Origin of the sequence: Kitasatospora sp. NPDC057223 (genome assembly GCF_042669755.1) — a bacterium.
Lineage (GTDB): Bacteria > Actinomycetota > Actinomycetes > Streptomycetales > Streptomycetaceae > Kitasatospora.
In genome coordinates this window covers 1-16,615 of sequence record NZ_JBHUWW010000126.1, presented here as the reverse complement: position 1 = coordinate 16,615, position 16,615 = coordinate 1, and the positions used below count along the sequence as shown (strand labels likewise).

Annotated in this window: 13 protein-coding genes; 8 read left to right on the top strand and 5 right to left on the bottom strand. The window is 66.1% G+C overall.

All coding sequences use genetic code 11. The annotated features are described in order from the left end of the window. Positions 1 to 127 precede the first annotated feature (127 nt). On the bottom strand, positions 128 to 1,168 hold the full coding sequence (locus tag ACFUK0_RS31965) for a YaaC family protein (RefSeq protein WP_380255998.1): 1,041 nt from the start codon (positions 1,166 to 1,168) through the stop codon (positions 128 to 130). Between the two features lie 439 nt (positions 1,169 to 1,607). Between ACFUK0_RS31965 and ACFUK0_RS31960 the strand changes: the two genes are divergently transcribed. Genes ACFUK0_RS31960 through ACFUK0_RS31945 form a run of 4 tightly spaced genes read left to right on the top strand, consistent with a single transcriptional unit; the run spans position 1,608 to position 7,224 of the window. Beyond that, on the top strand, positions 1,608 to 2,882 hold the full coding sequence (locus tag ACFUK0_RS31960) for a TIR-like protein FxsC (RefSeq protein WP_380255981.1): 1,275 nt from the start codon (positions 1,608 to 1,610) through the stop codon (positions 2,880 to 2,882). Beyond that, positions 2,882 to 6,259 (top strand): FxSxx-COOH system tetratricopeptide repeat protein, encoded by a 3,378-nt coding sequence (fxsT, locus tag ACFUK0_RS31955; protein WP_380255996.1) that lies wholly within the window; start codon positions 2,882 to 2,884, stop codon positions 6,257 to 6,259. Before ACFUK0_RS31960 ends, fxsT begins: the two co-directional genes overlap by 1 nt. A gap of 30 nt (positions 6,260 to 6,289) precedes the next feature. Next, on the top strand, positions 6,290 to 6,727 hold the full coding sequence (locus ACFUK0_RS31950; RefSeq protein ID WP_380255980.1) for a hypothetical protein: 438 nt from the start codon (positions 6,290 to 6,292) through the stop codon (positions 6,725 to 6,727). Continuing rightward, on the top strand, positions 6,727 to 7,224 hold the full coding sequence (locus ACFUK0_RS31945) for a hypothetical protein (protein ID WP_380255979.1): 498 nt from the start codon (positions 6,727 to 6,729) through the stop codon (positions 7,222 to 7,224). Before ACFUK0_RS31950 ends, ACFUK0_RS31945 begins: the two co-directional genes overlap by 1 nt. Positions 7,225 to 7,773: 549 nt before the next feature. Here ACFUK0_RS31945 and ACFUK0_RS31940 read toward each other — a convergent pair. Continuing rightward, a complete protein-coding gene (locus ACFUK0_RS31940) occupies positions 7,774 to 8,067 on the bottom strand; it encodes a hypothetical protein (protein WP_380255978.1) in 294 nt (97 codons plus the stop codon). 110 nt (positions 8,068 to 8,177) lie between these two features. On the opposite strand from ACFUK0_RS31940, the gene ACFUK0_RS31935 reads away from it, so the two are divergent. The 3 genes from ACFUK0_RS31935 to ACFUK0_RS31925 all read left to right on the top strand — a co-directional run bounded on the left by ACFUK0_RS31935 (position 8,178) and on the right by ACFUK0_RS31925 (position 10,461). Then, a protein-coding gene (locus ACFUK0_RS31935) for an IS5 family transposase (protein WP_380255977.1) occupies positions 8,178 to 8,995 on the top strand; the annotation gives its coding sequence in 2 pieces (ribosomal slippage) (positions 8,178 to 8,520 and positions 8,520 to 8,995; 819 coding nt in all). A gap of 174 nt (positions 8,996 to 9,169) precedes the next feature. Continuing rightward, on the top strand, positions 9,170 to 9,721 hold the full coding sequence (locus ACFUK0_RS31930; protein WP_380255976.1) for an ATP-binding protein: 552 nt from the start codon (positions 9,170 to 9,172) through the stop codon (positions 9,719 to 9,721). A 167-nt stretch (positions 9,722 to 9,888) separates the two neighbouring features. Beyond that, on the top strand, positions 9,889 to 10,461 hold the full coding sequence (locus ACFUK0_RS31925; protein WP_380255975.1) for a hypothetical protein: 573 nt from the start codon (positions 9,889 to 9,891) through the stop codon (positions 10,459 to 10,461). Here ACFUK0_RS31925 and ACFUK0_RS31920 read toward each other — a convergent pair. Together ACFUK0_RS31920 and ACFUK0_RS31915 are read right to left on the bottom strand one after the other, a co-directional pair. Further along, positions 10,458 to 10,592: a hypothetical protein gene (locus ACFUK0_RS31920; RefSeq protein WP_380255974.1), complete on the bottom strand. Its 135-nt coding sequence runs from the start codon at positions 10,590 to 10,592 to the stop codon at positions 10,458 to 10,460. The two genes, ACFUK0_RS31925 and ACFUK0_RS31920, sit on opposite strands and share 4 nt — an antisense overlap. Before the next feature lie 1,337 nt (positions 10,593 to 11,929). Continuing rightward, positions 11,930 to 14,302: a P-loop NTPase fold protein gene (locus ACFUK0_RS31915; RefSeq protein ID WP_380255973.1), complete on the bottom strand. Its 2,373-nt coding sequence runs from the start codon at positions 14,300 to 14,302 to the stop codon at positions 11,930 to 11,932. Positions 14,303 to 14,630: 328 nt separating this feature from the next. Between ACFUK0_RS31915 and ACFUK0_RS31910 the strand changes: the two genes are divergently transcribed. Then, positions 14,631 to 14,918, top strand: coding sequence for a hypothetical protein (locus ACFUK0_RS31910; RefSeq protein ID WP_380255972.1), 288 nt, complete (start codon positions 14,631 to 14,633; stop codon positions 14,916 to 14,918). A 125-nt stretch (positions 14,919 to 15,043) separates the two neighbouring features. On the opposite strand, the gene ACFUK0_RS31905 is transcribed toward ACFUK0_RS31910, so the two are convergent. Next, on the bottom strand, positions 15,044 to 16,426 hold the full coding sequence (locus ACFUK0_RS31905; protein WP_380255971.1) for a helix-turn-helix domain-containing protein: 1,383 nt from the start codon (positions 16,424 to 16,426) through the stop codon (positions 15,044 to 15,046). Between the last annotated feature and the right edge of the window lie 189 nt (positions 16,427 to 16,615).

Genomic DNA, 16,615 nt, shown 5'->3' with positions numbered 1-16,615 from the left:
GGCCAGGACGTCGAACCGTCCCGTACGCCGGGTGCGGCACACAGGCGCGGCCCGGTTCCGACCGGAGATGTCCCAGGCGTTCCCCCGGCCCGTTCCATACCCGCACCGGCCCAAGCCGGGCGCGGCGCTACACTTGCTGGGCGACCAGCTCAATCGTCTCGGCGACGAGGAGCGGCACCCTGCCGATGGCTTCGTTCAGCAGTTGTTCGAGCGGGACCGCGTGGCGGCTGCCGTCGACGTCGATGTGGCGTGCCCAGTCCGCCGGCTGGTAGCGGGCGAGCATGGACAGAGAGTGCAGGACCGCCCACCAGGCCATCAGGGGATGCATGCCGCTCGTGGTGCCGGTGACCGCCGGAAACAGGTACAGCGTGCCGACGTACGGGTGCGTACGGGCCGTCAGGAACCGGAGCTGCTCCGCCGGGTCGACCTGCTTCCCGTCGGGGAGATCCCAGTGCATCAGCAGTTCGCCCGAGCCGTCCAGGTGGCCGGCGAACTGCGGGTCGGCGTCGGGCTCGCTGCTCACGCGTCGGAAGTCGGTGTAGCCCTGCGCTCCCGGAATACCGGCCAGGTACTTGCTGAGGGCCTTCCGTCCCTGGCTGGACTGGATCACCCAGGCCGGGAAGCCCACCACGGGGACGCTGACCGTGGAGCGCGCCTCGTAGATGTCCCGGTGCTCCACGAAGAGCGGCATGCGGCGCGAGGAGTTGTCCGGGCCGAGCGGTGAATTGGCATTGCCCGGCAGGCAGTCCCAGAGCTCGTGCAGTGGCACCCTCGACCTTCCCCACAAGGGTGAGCCGAGAAGCTCGGAGAGCCGCACGAAGCTTCCAGAGTCGCCGGCCCGCTCGGTGGTGACCTGGACCTCCGCCAGCGGTCTGTCCATACCGTGGCTGCGGATGCCGTGGCCGTTGAGCTGCCACTGAGTACTGTCGAAGGCGGCCGCGGCCGCAGCGATCGCCCGCCCGGCCTGGCTCAAGCCGTAGAAGGCGAGCAGGGGCTGAGCCGAAAGATCGACGGTCGAGGCCGCACGAAACAACTGCTCGGCCTGCTCCAACGCCGTCACATATGTCTGGCGGCGATCCGGACCCTCGGCGGCGGGGGCAGGGGGATTCCACCTCGTAGCCCTCAGGACATCCCACACCGGCCGGGGGCCACTGCCAAATCTGTGCATGCCGAGACCGTAGCGGCACCACGCGTCTCTGCCCACCGAGATACCGGCCCCAGCTGAACAGCGCGGCCGGAGCCCGGAGGCAGGAGGTGCCCGGGGCTCCGGCTGCGGGAGGCGCGGCACGCAGCCGCGCAACGTGCTCCGCCGCCCGGCCGGTCATCGACCCGCCCCCAACGACGCTGATCGTTGCGCGTGAACGCCTCCAGGTCCTCCCGGACCTCAGTCATCTCACCAGGTGTCACACACCATCAACGACCCAACTGACCCAGGACACGCCACCGTTGATCAGACCTGACCAAGCCCTACTCGGCATCATGTGATCAACCCGGGCAATCCGCCAGAACGACGCGCCCCGGGACATGCTGCGGGCGGTCTGTCACAATGTCGCCATCAGGTCTGACAGAGCGGCGCCAGGAGCCGGTCCGGGCAACGGCAGGTGAGCATGGTAGAGGTCTTCTTAAGCTTTTGCGAGGAGGACAACCGTAACGGCCTGGTCGAGCAGTTCTACGCGGACCTGTCCGAGGAGATTCTCAGGCGTACAACACTGGACCGGGTAAAACTCGGCTATCAGTACCTCCGAATGCGTACAGGGAGCGTGTGGCGCAGCGAACTGGCCCAAGCGTTGAGTACATGCAAGGTATTCATTGCCCTCTACTCTCCCCGATACTTCAACAGCAGTTTCTGCGGGAAAGAATGGTACATCTTCAGCTCGCGTCTCCGGGAAAGCGAAACCGGCCCGAGTGAGGCACTCAATGCCATTATTCCAGTGCTCTGGGAATCCGTTTTTGACAGCCACGAAGCTGTCCCGAAGGCTGCTGCCGATATCTGGGCAAAGGATCCGGAGTTCGGTACTGAGTATATTGAGCGGGGATTGCGTCAGATTACCCAGCTCAATTTTAATCCTAACTACAGGACAAGTTACGAAGAGATCGTAATGGCGCTCGCCAAGCGCGTAATAGAATCAATTCGTGCCAGTCGGCTCAGCGATTCCGAGCCGATCGAAGACTTCGACAGCATTCCAGACGCCTTCGCCGCGCCCGAGCTGTCGGCCGCGACTCAGGATTCACTCGGCGGGTCCCCCGAGCGGGCCAGCGTCCCCAGCGCGAGACCCGGACATGTGAGATTCGCGGTAGCCGCGAGTACGGCGGAGGAAATAAAACCCCTCCGCCAGAACCTCTCACAGTACGGCCCGAGAGTGGACGATTGGGCGCCTTACATGCCTGACGCGCCCGGTCCAATCGTCGGGTACGCCGTCGACGTGGCCCGGGAATTTAGCCTTGTCCCGCACCCTGAGAATTTCGATGACGATGTCGCAGGGCTTCTTGACGGGGCGGAGAGAAATAACGAGCTTGCGATCATTATTCTCGACCCTTGGACTGTGAGGCTTGAGAAGCGGAAAGAGGCACTCAGGGCCTACGACGGACGCCTGTGTATACATGCCGGCCTGGTGGTTCCCCAAAGCTCCAATGATGAAGAAACCGTAGCCAGATCTGTCGAGCTGCAGCATGACATCAACGAGACACTTACCCGACACGCTCGCGTTCGCCAAGGGGTCTTCAAAAGCCAGCTCGACAGTATTAGCTCGTTCAAGGCCGGAGTCCGGGAAGTCTTAGTTGAGCTGACGCGCATATTGATGGTCGAATCAGAGAATGTTCGTCCAGCGATCGGGGCGAAATTTATTCCTCGCCCCACAATCGACGGACCGGGTGATGAGTGATGGGTCCGAATAAATCAGCAGAGATTATTACATTCTACTCCTACAAGGGCGGCACTGGGCGTACAATGGCGCTGGCGAACGTTGCTTGGATCCTGGCAAGCAGCGGCAAGTCTGTGCTTGTCGTCGACTGGGACCTGGAAGCTCCGGGCCTGCACCGATACTTCCACCCATTTCTCCTGGACAAAGAGCTGAAGTCGACGTCCGGCGTCCTCGACATGCTCTGGGAATTCGCATTTGCCGCCACGGATAGCAGGCCAGCTGCCAAAGATTGGCACAGGCCGTATGCGGATGTGAGCAGGCACGCCGTCTCAATTCGATGGAATTTCCCGAACAAGGGAAGTGTCGATCTGCTGGGGGCGGGCCGCCAAAACAAAGCATTCGGCCAGCGCGTGAACTCTTTCGACTGGAATTCGTTTTACAACCGTTTCGGCGGCGGTTCGTTCATCGAGTCCATGAAGAGCAGCATGCGTGAGCGCTACGACTATGTCCTGGTCGACAGCCGGACAGGACTAAGCGATGCATCAGGAATTTGTACAGTGCAAATTCCTGATACCCTGGTCGCCTGCTTCACTATGAGCACTCAGAGCATCTCCGGCTGCGCGGCTGTTGTCGATTCGGTGCTCAACCAGCGTGCCGACGGCGACGACAACTTCCGCGTGCTGCCCGTTCCTATGAGGGTCGAGGCCGGGGAAACCGACCGACTCGAAGCGAGCCGCGATTGGGCGCACTGGCGCTTCGCAAAAGCAATCAGCCTATCTTCAATTACTGATTCCGAAGAATACTGGGGCGATGTAGAGATTCCCTACAGGACTCTCTATGCCTATGAGGAAATGCTCTCACCTGTCGGCGATCGGCCGCATCAGGAGGACACGCTTCTCTCGGCTTTCGAACGATTGACATCTCGTATCACCCGTGGTGCGGTCAGGCGTTGCGTGCCGATTGAAAGTCAGCAGCGGAGGGCTCTTCGACAGCAATATCGGCAACGGCCCAGCGGCCGCGCACGCCATGATTTCTATCTCAGTTTTTCCGATGAGGACAAGGTCTGGGCCGATTGGGTCTGCCAAGAACTTAGAAGTGCTGGCTACCGCGTTTCGTCGGACTTCGATCTCAGTCACCCCGCCGACTGGGCGATCCTAAATTCGAATGCGGCTTCAGAGGGTGTCGGTGTCATCTCCCTGCTGTCTCCTGACTACTTTCAAGACGAGCGGTTGCTGGCCAACTTCTACCTCGCGGCCGAAGGCCAGCGAATTGAGCGGAATCGCGGGGTGGCCGTCCGTGTGTCCCAATTCAATCTTGCTGGCCAACTGCGCGTGCCCTACGATGTCGATGTCTCGGGCCTTTCGGGTGACGAAGCGCGCCGCAGGCTCGTAGAGGCAGTCAGATCGGTATACGGCGAGCCCAAGGTCAGCACGCCTGATCTAGTGGAGGACCGAAGGGTCTTCGATTACCCGGATGCTAAGCCTGGCATGTGGAATGTCCCGGAACGGGGGAGCCACTTCGTCGGACGGGAGGATGAGCTCCTCCTCCTGCTTCGCCACTTCAGGGAGCAGAGTCATACGTTCGCTGTGAGCGGCATGGCAGGCTCGGGTAAGACGGCACTGGCCGTCGAGTTCGCCCACCGCGCCCGCAGCATGTATGACGTCGTCTGGTATGGCCATGTCCCTGAGTCGGGCTCAGTCGAATCCCAACCGTCCACGCTAGTAGATGCCCTCGAAGCCTACAACGAAGCAAGGCATCACGGCCTGAGCCGAAACTCTGGCCTGCCGACATCGCGACCCAGGACGCTGGTCATTATTGACGACGTTGAAGAAGCCGTGCTGACAGAATCAACGAAGCGCTCGCTGTCGAACATCCACGTCCTCGTCATCTCCAGGTGCGAGCCCACCGGGTTCGCCAACCACCTGCGGCTCTCGACGCTTTCGAGCGCTGAAGCAGTGGCCCTGCTTCACAGATACTCTCCGGAGATAGCCGCGCAGGTCGCTAACCAGCTCGCAGTGCGAGTAGGGAACCTTCCGCTGGCGCTCGAAATGGTAGGAGTCCAACTCAGCCGGCATGGGTCCAGTCCGGCTGACCTCCTCACCTTGCTGGACAACCGCATGGACGAGATCATCCTGCGCGCACACGGGGATTCAGGACGATCTCTCATCGCCCGATTTGAGCGGGACTTTGAGCGCCTCATCGCGCAAGATGCCAGCTCGGCCCAACTGCTCAGCCTCCTCGTTGTGGCATCGCCTGTTCCGATCCCGGCGAACCTTCTGTCGACAGCCCCGGACGTGTTCTCGCCGCCCATGCGCGACTCGTTGGCCAGCGACGACGATACGTGGCGGATTGCCCGAGTCCTGCTCGGAAGGAACCTTGCCGAGGAGTACGGGGGAAGCCTCAGGGTTCACCCGGTTATCGCGGCTGTCGTGAGCTCAATCATCCCTCACGAAGAACAGACGGTCCTTGCCGGGGAGATCTCGGCAATGTTGGTGGCCAACGATCCCGGCGATCCCAACGATCCGGCCTGCTGGCCGGTCTACAGAGCCTTGATGTCCCTTGCATCCACCATTACATGGCCAACCGATGCTAAATTCAGAGAACTCGTTCTTCGGCTCTGCCTATTCCAACTTGCATCGGGGAACCCCCTGACAGCCAAGGACTTCGCCCAGCGAGCTGTCAAGCGTTTCGAGATGATGCTCGGCTCAACCCATGAGGACACTCTGGGCGCCCTCCACGCATCAGCGCTCTGTGACTGGGAACTTGGGAACCTGCAACAGGCCGAGGCCACGTTTAGGCATGTTCTCCAGGGGCGAGATCATCTTCTCGGCCCGCTGCATCCGGCCACCATGGCGGCGCGAAACAACGTTGCCGCGCTTCTTGCCGCCACTGGAGACTGGGCCGCATCCGTCGAGCTGCACGAGCAGATCCTCGTCGACCGTCGACGGGTCCTCGGAGAAGAGCACCCGGACACCATCATCTCGGAAGGGAACCTGGCTTCCTCCCTCTTCGGCGCGGAGCGCTATCAAGAAGCTCTTGCGTTGGAGCTGTCAGTTTTTGATAAACGCACAAGAATTTTTGGGAACACGCATCCTGCCACCCTTGCGTCCGCCGAAAACGTTGCCGATCTCCTAGAGGAGTTGCGCCGCTACGACGAGGCTCTTGAGCTCCGTGAGAATATTTGGCTCGCCCGGACGGAGGCGCTGGGTGATCAGCACCCTGATGCCCTCAGGTGTGCAGTGCATCTCGCCAGGACACTCACCATGGTGGGGCGCTACGGAGAGGCACGCAATATTGTAAGTGTGATTCACGATGACCTCCTGCGAGTATTCGGGGCGGATCATCAGCTGTGTCAGGAAGCGTCAGCTATCATTTTCGGCGACCCACGGCGTCAATAGGACAGCGACGAATGCTGGAAGGATTCGCACATGGACCCAATTGTGGTATCTATCGCTGCTACGGCCGGCCGCGTGATCGTCCAGACCATGGCTTCGGACGGCTGGCGCGGATTCCGCGACCGGATGGCAGAGCTTATGAGCCGGCAGAGTCGGGTCGGGCCAAGCCAGGTTGCAACAGCACTGGACGACTCTCGGGAAGCCGTGATCAGTGGATCTTCGAGCGGCGAAGTCATGGCAATCCGTTGGCAGGGTCGGCTGGAGGCAATGCTTGAGGAGAGCCCTGAGTCGGCTGATCGGCTGGTTTCCCTCATCCATGACTCGACTGAAGGGCCGTCCGCCAGCCCGATTTCAGTAAGGAGTGAAGGAACCGCGGGCATGGCCCAGATCGTTCAACTAAATTCCGGTGGCGGAATCGTCTACAATCAGCATCTGCTCGGGCGGGCAGCAATCCCAAGGGAGGGGAAGTAGTGTCGGGTGATCTCTGGAATCCAAACCTGCAGGATTCGGACTTCGAGAAGGCGGAAATTAGGAATCTGGTTCTCGAGCAATACAAAATATACGTGGAGATGGCGGACCGTGTCAGCAGTCGCAGATCGCTTGCCAACACCTTCTTCCTGACTCTCAACACTGCCGTCGTTGCTTTCGCGGGGCAGCTCGTCGCGCGTCAGACTCCCCACCATGTGGGACTTCTTGCATTCCCGTTCACGGTCCTTGTGATCCAGTGCCTCGCCTGGTTCTATCTCGTTCGGTCTTACCGCCAGTTGAACTCTGCCAAGTATCGTATAGTCGGTGCACTCGAGGAGCGGCTGCCGGCGTCCCCCTACTGGCGGGCGGAGTGGAAAGAATTGGGGGAAGGCAAGGACCGCAAGAAGTACTGGCCAATTTCCCATGTTGAGCAATGGGTTCCACTGCTTTTTGCATTGCTCTACGCCGGGTCGTTTGTAGCTCTGTGGCTGTCCAGGTGAGGGCTGAAACCTTCATGCCAACGCTGCCGAGCTACGGGCCACTTGTGAGACCACTGGCCTTGACCAGTGCCAGCGGGCCCGCTGCCTCGGTGCCCAACCAGCCCCGTGCCAACGACGCGAACAGGCCACCAGCAGGCTGTGCGTAACGCCTGTCGCGCCCGCATGTCGCCACCTCATTGTGCTCGCCCGCTCCGGAAGCCGCCCGCGCCGTACCTGCCTGGATCCCGGAGGTGAGCGTGCGGCCTGGTTGTTGCACCGGCCGCCACTGTCTGGCGGACCGTCAACCCCGCCGCCAAGGTCCTCTGCCCTTGCGGCAGCTGCCCGGTCAATGCGTTTCGAGTGAGGAATCCAGACAGACGGAGCGGTGGTGCGGGAAGCCCGGCTCGGGCGTCCCGCACCACTCGTCGTCGAGGATGGCGATACCCGGCACCACCGACGAGGCGGTTAGGCCGTCGTCCACGTAACGGTACGCGGCTCGGTGCCGCTGTTGTCGGCCCGCGCCCTATGCGAGGCGGAACCTGGGCCGCGCGAGGTTCCGCAGCGGCCGCCCTAGATGGCCGCGGTGAGGCGGGCGGCGCGGCGGATCGCCTCCGCATATGGGGTGTCGTAGGCGCGGACCTTCGGCGGCAGGTCCCCGAACGGGACGAGCGCCTCGTGGGTGTCGTCCACGGTCTGCATCCAGGCGGACCAGGCGTCATGAACGTCTTCGTCGGTGACTCTCTCGCCCTTGGCACGGAGTAGGACAGCGTACAGGCGGAACAGAGGCGCGGAGCCGGCCGGCGGCTTGGCATCTGCGGGCAGGCAGGAGCGGATGAGGTCGGCGGGCTCGTCGAGGTAGGTCATTGCAGCAGCTTCCCCACCACGACGGCCCCGCAGACCAAGGAGAGGACGAACGAGATGGTCCGCTTGAATAAGACCGTGTCCTACGTGGTGGTGGCCTCGTTGTGTGGGTCATGGGGAGCGCTGAGTGGGGATGGATCGTTCCTGATGGGTTGTGGGAAGTGGTCGAGCCACTGCTTCCTGCTACCCGGGTGCGTCAACAGGGTGGTGGGACAGCGAACTTGGACGATCGGGCGGTGTTCGCCGCGGTGGTCTACGTATTGACGACGGGGTGTGCGTGGCGGCATCTGCCGCCGTGTTTCGGGGTGTCGAAGTCGACGGTGCACCGCCGGTTCACGATCTGGTCGAAGGACGGCCTGTGGGGCCGGGTCCGCAGGGTGGTGTTGGAGCGCCTGGTCGACGCCGAGGTCCTGGACCTGACACGGGTCGTCGTCGACTCCGTCCACGTCCGCGCGAAAAAGGGGGTGAACATACAGGTCCCAGCCCCGTCGACCGGGGCAAGCCCGGCTCCAAGGTGCACGTCCTGTCCGACCGCAACGGGCTGCCCCTCGTCGTCGGCATCTCCTCCGCCAACACCCACGACCAGCACGGCCTGACGCCCCTGGTCGAAGCCCTCCTTGCGAAGCACGACCACGAGCGAGGTCTGCACCTCCTGCCACGCAAGCTGCACGCGGACAAGGCGTACGACAACGCTGAGCTGCGGAAATGGCTCCGCCGGCAGCAGGTCCCGCCCCGGATCGCCCGCAAGGGTATCGAGTCGAGGCAGACCCTCGGCCGCCATCGGTGGGTCATCGAACGCACCATGTCGTGGCTCACCGGCTACCGCCGGATCGCCCGACGCTACGAACGCGATCACCGCCACTACCTGGCCTTCTGCGACCTCGCCGCCGTCATCACATGCCACAAACGCCTGTCCAAGACCACCACATAGGACACGGTCTAAGCCTTAAATAGCGAGGCGTGGTTGTGCTGGTACTCCCAGCCGACGTCGAATGGTCGCCGACAGCGCGACCGCCTGGGCGCGCCTGTCGGACCTTCTGCAGGGGCTCGGCGTCGTACTGACCATCAGCAGCGCCCTGCCCTGTCCCGTGCCGGGAGAGATCCGGTGAGCCGGACCGGGCGCGCGCTGGAGTACCGCCTGGTCGTCAACGCCACCGCCACCGACCCCGCCGAACGCATGGCCTGCGTCGGCTACGCCCGCCACGCACTGCGCTCCACCGCGACCGGCTGGAGCGTCACCGGCACCGCGCTGGACGACTTGCTCACCGTCGCCTCCGAACTCCTCGCGAACGCCGCCACCCACAACCAGCCCGGCACCATCGACGCCATGCTGCGCCTGTCCCCGCCCGGCGACCGGCTGCGTGTCGAAGTCGCCGACGCCGGGAGCGGCCGGCCCCGCCCGCAGGCCCGCTTCGGTGACGACCAGGAGGTGACGGGCCGCGGCCTGCTGATGGTCGATGCCCTCGCCGACCGTTGGGGCACGACGAAGACCGTGACGGGCAAGACGGTGTGGGCTGAGTACGTTCTGCCGGCCCCGGTCGACATCCCCACTGTCACCCGCCAGGCCCGCCGCGCGGCCGCCGTCGCCGACGTGGTCACCGCCTCCCGGCTGCGCACCCTGCCGCTCCCGGCACCGGCCTGCGTCCCCGTGGGGTAGCCGCCGACCGGTTCACCGACGTCCGGTTCCGGGGCGGCCCACTGAGGCCCCTGGTGGGCTTGACGACGACACCAGGCCCGCCAGGCAGCACCATCTCGCACCACCTCGCACTACCCGCGCCGGGCCCCGGCGCGGATCACGTGAGATCCGAGGAGTGAGTGATCCGCATGACCGCAACCGAACTCCCCACCGCCGAGCTGGTCGGCTGCCGCGCCGCCGAGATCCTGGTGGCCATCGAGGGCGACTCCGAGTTCCCGGCCTTCGAGGCCGCCACCTTGGAGTACTCCAGCGACTGGCAGTGCTTCACCGGCTTCCCGACCATCGAGCGGTGGAACCTCGACACCGACAAGGGCCCGCTCCTGACCGAGGGCCTGCGCGCCATTGCGCTCAAGGCCGCCGTCTTCGCCCTCACCGGTGACGAGCGGGCCGCCGAGGTCGCGCTGCCCGTGCCCGTCGACGAGATGACCCACGCGATGATCGCCCAGCCGCAACTGCTCGCCCGAATCGCCGCTCGCACCGGCTTCACCCTGATCCACCAGACCGACCAGGAACACACCGACTACATCGCCGGCGGCTACACCCACGCCGCCTACCTCACCGCCTGGGGCGAGCCGCCCACCCGGTACTGGCTCGACAAGGCCGAGGTCGACCGGCGCCTGGCGATCTTCGCCGCCAAGTACGACAGCATCGGCATGAACCGCTCTGGCCGCGAACACCAGATCACCTTCGCGGCGGCCTAACCACCCGACAGCACGCGGCGCAGCACCGCGAGCACCTGGTCCTCGGGGAACCTGGTCAGCGCCGCGGCCTCGGCGCCGGCCAGCACCCCGGCCAGATCCTCCGGTGCCGCGCCGCGCGCCAGCTCCCCCACCCACCCCGCCAGGCCGGCCACATCCGCTGGCAGGCCCGACGGAAGCACTCCCGCGTACGGCGCGGGAGACCTGCGCTCCCGGCTCTCCGCACCTCGTGCCCCGCTTCCCCCGGCGGAGCTGCGGACGACCGCAGAGCCGGGCCCTGTGCCCAGGACGCCGGCAGCGGCTACGGTCCGCCCGGGCCCGTCAGGGCGGGCCGCAGCCGTGTCCGCGTCCGCAACCGGTGAAGCTGGCAACGTCGCCGCGCGCGGCGCACGCGCGGGCACCGGCTCCCCGTCCGAGGCGTACCGGCCGGGCGGCAGGCCCACCTTGTACGGGTGCACGCACACCGGCACCCGGGCCGCGGTGTACCGGAATCCGTCGGCCGGGTCGAACGGGCACTCCCGCGTCGGCCGCTCGAAGACGTCGAACCCGCCTGCCGGGAACCTCACCGACGGGCAGATCCAGCACACATCGTGGTCACTGTCCTCATCCACGAACGGCTCGATGTCCACCCTGCGAACCCTACCGACGGACAACCACCTGCTGTGACCGGTCCGCAAGAGCGGACGGGGCCGACTGGTTTCGGCGATCACCTCTGCCGCGCCGCGGCCGGGTCGTACGGTGCTCGGCAGGGGATCGGCAGAGGGAACCAGCGGGAGGCAGGACAGTGTGAACACTGTGGAGGTCGACGGGGCGGTCCGGCCGGGGACTACTTGGGAGTGGCCAGCCACCGCTGGACGGCCAGGCGCCTGCCGCGTGACGAGGGCTATGCCAGGGTCGAGCAGATCGAGCACGTCACCGACCTGTCGTTGAGGGTGGTGTGGGGGAGGTGGCCGGGCAGGGCCGCGCTCGAGTTCGCGACTGGAGGGGGCGCCGGCCGGTCCGCCCGCACGCCCTGGTGGTGATGTTTATGGAGGCTGCCACCGGTGGCCTATCGGGGAGCGTGCGCGCGGTGGCGCGCGGCTGCGCGGGCGCCGCAGTGGGCCACCTGCCGCCGTTGCTCCGACCGGCGCTCGCGCGGCTGCTACGAGTCGCCATTCGCACCGCCTGCGGCCCTCCCGCCGACTGTCTGCGCAGGCCTGTGGCGGCCCGTCACACCGGAGGGTGTGCCGCCCGCCCTGGGGGAGGGGAACTTCCACCCGGACGGTGCTCACCGCGAGGGAGCCCGGTACCACCGTGGGCACCGCCCGGGTACCCCAACTGCGGAGGAACAGGAACACCCCTCCCCCCACCCACCGTGGCGCCGCAGGCGACACCCCCACGCCACTTCCCACCACCCCGTCGCACCCACCCGAGGTGGTGCCACAGGCGACACCTTCACAGCCCGCACGGCGGGCAGCAAGAAATGCTGGTGTCAGACTTCGTGGTCGGTGGCGGTCGGGTTGTCGGTAGGACCGCTGGCCTGCCCTGCTTCGGCTAGCAGGGTGCGGCTGAGGGCATGGAGGAGTTGTGCCGACGCGGAGTCGTCGTCAGGGACTTCGGTCCGGTCACAGAGAGCCTGCACCTCGGCGCGGTCGACCAGGGTGTCGAGCGATTCCAGGACGTCAGCGTCGATCGTGGACCAGGGGGCGCGGGGCGCGGGAAGAAGTTCGGTGAGAAACGGCAGCAGGTCCCAGGTGCCGTCGTCCAGTCGTTGACGTACCCACCGGCGGGCGGTAGACCCGTCGAGACGGCGCCACCGCCAGATGAGAGAGGTGTCCAGATCGCTGAGTTCACCGGCGGGGCGTCCGCCGGCGGCGGTGAGGTGCTGTTCCAGGCGCGTCAGCACGGCGGTGTGCGCCGCTACGACCCACTCATCGCTCTCCTGCGCGAAGGCGGGTCCGGTGCTGGAAGGCTCGATGGCGTCACCCAGGACCAGAGCGGCCAGCTCGGCGCCGGAGGCGGATGCGGCCATCTGATCGAGCACCTCGACCCGCTCATCGGCCTCAAGAGTTCGGAACAGGTCCTGCGCGATGATGACCACACTGAACCGAGGGCTGAGAAGCTCCTGCGACTGAACGGGCAGGGAAGCGAACAGCTCAGCCATCCCGATCAGCAGCTGTCGGACGGGAAGGCTCCCACCGGCCCGCAGCCGCAGCCGGATACGTCGGGCGATGCGTTGGGTGTCGTTCTGGAACCTGAGCCACAGTTCGTCGGCTTCCACTCCGGGGGCGCCGGAACCCAGCTGGGCGAGAGCGGTGGTGAGTACGGCTTCAGGCAGGTCGTCGTCCGGTACCCCGAAGACGACGTACCGGTCGAAGTAGTCGCTGCTGCCGATGCCCCGGCGCTCTTCCGGCGGTTCGCTGGTACTGCCGCCCAGCTGGTGCGCGAGCCCCGGGAAGAGGCTGGCTAGGAGACTGAGGATGCCGTCGAGGTTCCCTTCAGCGACGCCGGCCTTTCTCAGGCGGGCGCGCCACACCTCGGCTAGTTCGTCAGGCTGCTGGCGTCGCCGCGCGAGGGCCGAGGCGAAGCCACTTCCGGTGAGTTCGGCCCGGTGCCGGCCCAGGAACCGGTAGACACCGGGCTCACTGGTCCGCAGGAACGTGACGAGAAGGAAATCGACGAGGTCGACCTCGCCTGCCAAGGTGCCGAGCGATGCCGCCACCTGCCCGAAGAGGCGCTTGACCGCCCTCGGCGTCAGCAGCCGGTCCTGCAGGTAGTTCACGTACGCTCTCGCGAAGCGCTGCTCCTCCGCCGCAGTCAGCGACAGCTGGAGTTTCCCGAGCAGCGCGGCCAGGCAACGCTCGACGAGCTTGGAGGCATCGCGTTCGCGGAAGACCGGCAGATCCAGCCGGACCTGCACGATCTTTTCCAGGAACTCGCTCGCCCGGTGCCTCTCCCCGCCCACCAGAGCGCTGCGCCCGAGGACGTCGAGGAGCGTCCGCTCGTCGAAACTGATGAGGTAGTAGACGTTGGGGAGGTTGCCGACGAGCCGCACCAGCTTGAAGACCAGGAGCAGCTCGTCGGGGGTCAGGCGGTCCAGGTCGTCCATCACCACCAGGACGGGGCGATCCACTTCGCGGAGCGCCTCGGCAGCTGCTGTCTTTGCCGCCGAGGTGCTCGTGTCACCCCCGATCCGTTCGGCGACGCCCTTGACGGCATCGCTGAGATCGAACCCGAATAGGCTGCCAACTTTCCCCAGCGGACTGACGGACACACCGAAGTCCCTGATCGTCTCCCGAGCCACCGACCACCGTGCGCCCTTCGGCAGCGCGGTGCGGATCTCGCTGAACAGCGCTGCCGTCAGGCTGTCGAGGTCGGAGTACAGCCACGGGTTCAGCTCCGCCACCGACCACGACGCCGGCTGTGCCTCCCGAAGCCGGCGGAGCACCATCTTGAGCACCGAGGACTTGCCCGAACCCCATGGACCGATCAGGGCGAGGACCCCCGACTCGCTCTGCTCCCTGACATCCCGTAGAAGCTGTACGGCATGGTCTGCGTACCGCTGGTGTCCGAGCAGGTCGGGGAAGGCGTCGCTGCCGTCGACCGGATCATCATTGAAGAATCTGTAAGTCACCCGCTTCATCCTGCTCGGGTTGATCGGCTTCGTGAAGGCCTTGCTCCTGCCTTGTCGTCGGATGCGTTCTACAGCTCCGTCCGTCCGCACGGCTGCCGTCAGCCACCGCTGAGCGGGTGGCGGGGCGGCGGGACCGTGCTGAACAGCCGGCCTCTCCTCGACGGCGAGCCGCAGGTCGGCCACCGCAGTGCCCACCGAGGCGGCCGTGGTGCCGGCCAGGGTCGCCAGCATGCTCGGGAACGTCCTCCAGTGCCGATCCCACGCCCGCCCCGAACCGTCCGGGCCGCTCCCGCTCCCAGAGCCGAGCGCAGGCCGCCAGCCGCGTCGCCACGTGCTCGGTGCCGGTGGCGGGGCGGTGGCGCTCGACGAAGGCCCGAAGCCGCCGTCGGCGGCCGTCGGTGGTCGCGGTGTAGGCGAGTTCGGCGGAGGGCCAGTACACCGCCTCGTCCGGGCTGGCGGGGTGCGCGGGGAAAGTCGAGCGGGCCGAAGCTGCGGCCGCCGAGCGGGAGCCGGCCGGCTCCCGCCGGTGCCGCTCCTGACTGGCCGGTTGGTCCGGGCGATGTCCGCTCGGGCCGACCACGCTCATCGGTGGGGCTGGGCCGGCTACCGCGCCTGCTTCGACCTCGTCCTGACGGGCGGCCGACCCGCTGTCCACTACCTGGTGACCGACCTCCTGGTGGCCGCCGGCCACACCCACGAGCAGGCCTTCGCCGCGGTCGCGCGGATCGAGTGGGATGTCCTCGACTGGGCGCAGGCCACCGTGAGCAGCACCGGACGGCGTAGTCCGGGCGGCGGGTCCGACGCCTATTTGGAAGGACCGGACAGGCCGAAGGGCGACGGCGTGTGAGACGAAGCCCCTTGTCCTCGGTTGCCGTCCCGGCGTAGGCGGGGCTGGCTCGGAGTCGGGCCGACACACACGCGGTGGGCAACCACCCTCCCCGGACCGTCCTGCCGTCGCCGCCTGCACAGGGACTATTCCGCTGAGCTGATGAGAGGGTTCTGGGCCGCCCAACGGGCCACGGCACCGCGGTTGCGATCGGTGAACAGACCGGTGTTGAGGTGTCCCTCGCGGGTGATCAGCTGGTTGTCCGGCAGACCGTAGGCGTGGAGAAGTTCGTCTGCCAGAGCGGCGGTCGCTTGCAGCAGCCCGACGCCGTGGTCGGCGATGTCGTCCAGGAGCACGGTGGCTTCGGAGTAAGCGAAGCCGCATGGTTGCGTGCTCGCCGGCACCCGGTGCCCTGCCGTGCGGTGGAGAAAGTCGATGGTGAGGGGCAAGGGTTCCGGGCGGTACATGTCGATTTTCAGCCTCTGGCAGGGGTGACTGGCCATGTCGTCCACCAGGGTGGCTTTGACCTGGGCTGTGCCGGTGGCGGCGGCCCGGTCCCGGGCGTGGCTGGCGAGAAACGGCAGGGCGCACAGTAGCTGGTAGACGACATCACCTGGCTCGACGAACTGCCAATCCGGTTCATCGCTGTGCAGCTTCGAGAGGTGCCGGTGAAGTGGGAGCACAATCGCCGCGCTGCCGTCTCGGTGGAGCTCCGCCCGGGCAGCCCGGTCACCGCCGCCCTCCTCGACGATCAGCCGTCGAGCTCCTACGGCGACATCACCAAAGAGCCGGTGGCCCTGCCCGAGGTAGAGCTCCGTGCCGCGGAGCTCGCTCTCGTACCGGGCGAAGCGTACGGAGTCGACCGCCATCTCGCCCGGCACTTCGGGGACCAACGTCACGATGAGGTGGGGCAAGGTGCGATCGGCGAGTGCGTCGACGAGGTCCTCTTCCACGTCGGTCATGCGCTGATCCCGTGCCGCTGCCGCCGAGAAGCGGGCGCGGTAGGCCGTGGCGACGGCGGTTTCCGTGAGCCAGTCCGTTCCGCTGCCGCCGCGGCGCGGGTAGCGAAGGGCTTCCCTGGTGGGCTTGGTCGGTGGCGCCGTCACGGCGTGGGGGCCAAGCGGACTGCGGGGTACAGCCAGGAGGAAGAAACCGCGGCCTGGGGCATCGGGATTGGGTACGGCGATGGCCTCGTAGGATACGGGCGGAGCGGTGTTCGAGGCGATCACCTGGCGGATGTGTCGGAAGTGGCGGTCGTCCAGGTCGACGTCCATGACCTTGCTGGGGACGCCCTTGCTCTCGGCCATCCCGAGGATCAGCAGCCCGCCGGTGTGGTTGGCGAACGCCGCCACGTCCTTGGCCAGCTCCTCCTTGCCCTTGTCGTCGGTGGCGTAGTGGGCCTGTTTGTAGTCCAGGTCTTCTCCCTCCGCCGCATCCGCGTTGCTCACCAGGTCGGTGATGTCCTTGTACTTAAGGGCGTCGAGCCGACCGCCGAGCAGGTCTTCCAGCCTTCGAGAGCGCATCACCATGCGGGGACCCTACTGCGTGGCCCGCTTGGCCTGCTCGATGGTTTGCAACAGACTCCTTCCCCCTGCCCGCCGGTCCACCGCCGGCCGTACCCTGCCCATGCGGCCCGGCGTACGCCGCAGCCACCTCTGACCCTTCGCCGGGCCGAGCCGGGCGTACGACAGCGGGCCCCGGACTTCACGTCCGGGGCC

Excerpts from the sequence above, each read along its gene's own strand:
- ACFUK0_RS31965 (WP_380255998.1), bottom strand. The coding sequence starts at position 1,168 with ATGCACAGATTTGGCAGTGGCCCCCGGCCGGTGTGGGATGTCCTGAGG.
- ACFUK0_RS31960 (WP_380255981.1), top strand. The coding sequence starts at position 1,608 with ATGGTAGAGGTCTTCTTAAGCTTTTGCGAGGAGGACAACCGTAACGGC.
- fxsT (WP_380255996.1), top strand. The coding sequence starts at position 2,882 with ATGGGTCCGAATAAATCAGCAGAGATTATTACATTCTACTCCTACAAG.
- ACFUK0_RS31950 (WP_380255980.1), top strand. The coding sequence starts at position 6,290 with ATGGACCCAATTGTGGTATCTATCGCTGCTACGGCCGGCCGCGTGATC.
- ACFUK0_RS31940 (WP_380255978.1), bottom strand. The coding sequence starts at position 8,067 with ATGACCTACCTCGACGAGCCCGCCGACCTCATCCGCTCCTGCCTGCCC.
- ACFUK0_RS31925 (WP_380255975.1), top strand. The coding sequence starts at position 9,889 with ATGACCGCAACCGAACTCCCCACCGCCGAGCTGGTCGGCTGCCGCGCC.
- ACFUK0_RS31915 (WP_380255973.1), bottom strand. The coding sequence starts at position 14,302 with ATGCTGGCGACCCTGGCCGGCACCACGGCCGCCTCGGTGGGCACTGCG.
- ACFUK0_RS31910 (WP_380255972.1), top strand. The coding sequence starts at position 14,631 with ATGTCCGCTCGGGCCGACCACGCTCATCGGTGGGGCTGGGCCGGCTAC.
- ACFUK0_RS31905 (WP_380255971.1), bottom strand. The coding sequence starts at position 16,426 with ATGGTGATGCGCTCTCGAAGGCTGGAAGACCTGCTCGGCGGTCGGCTC.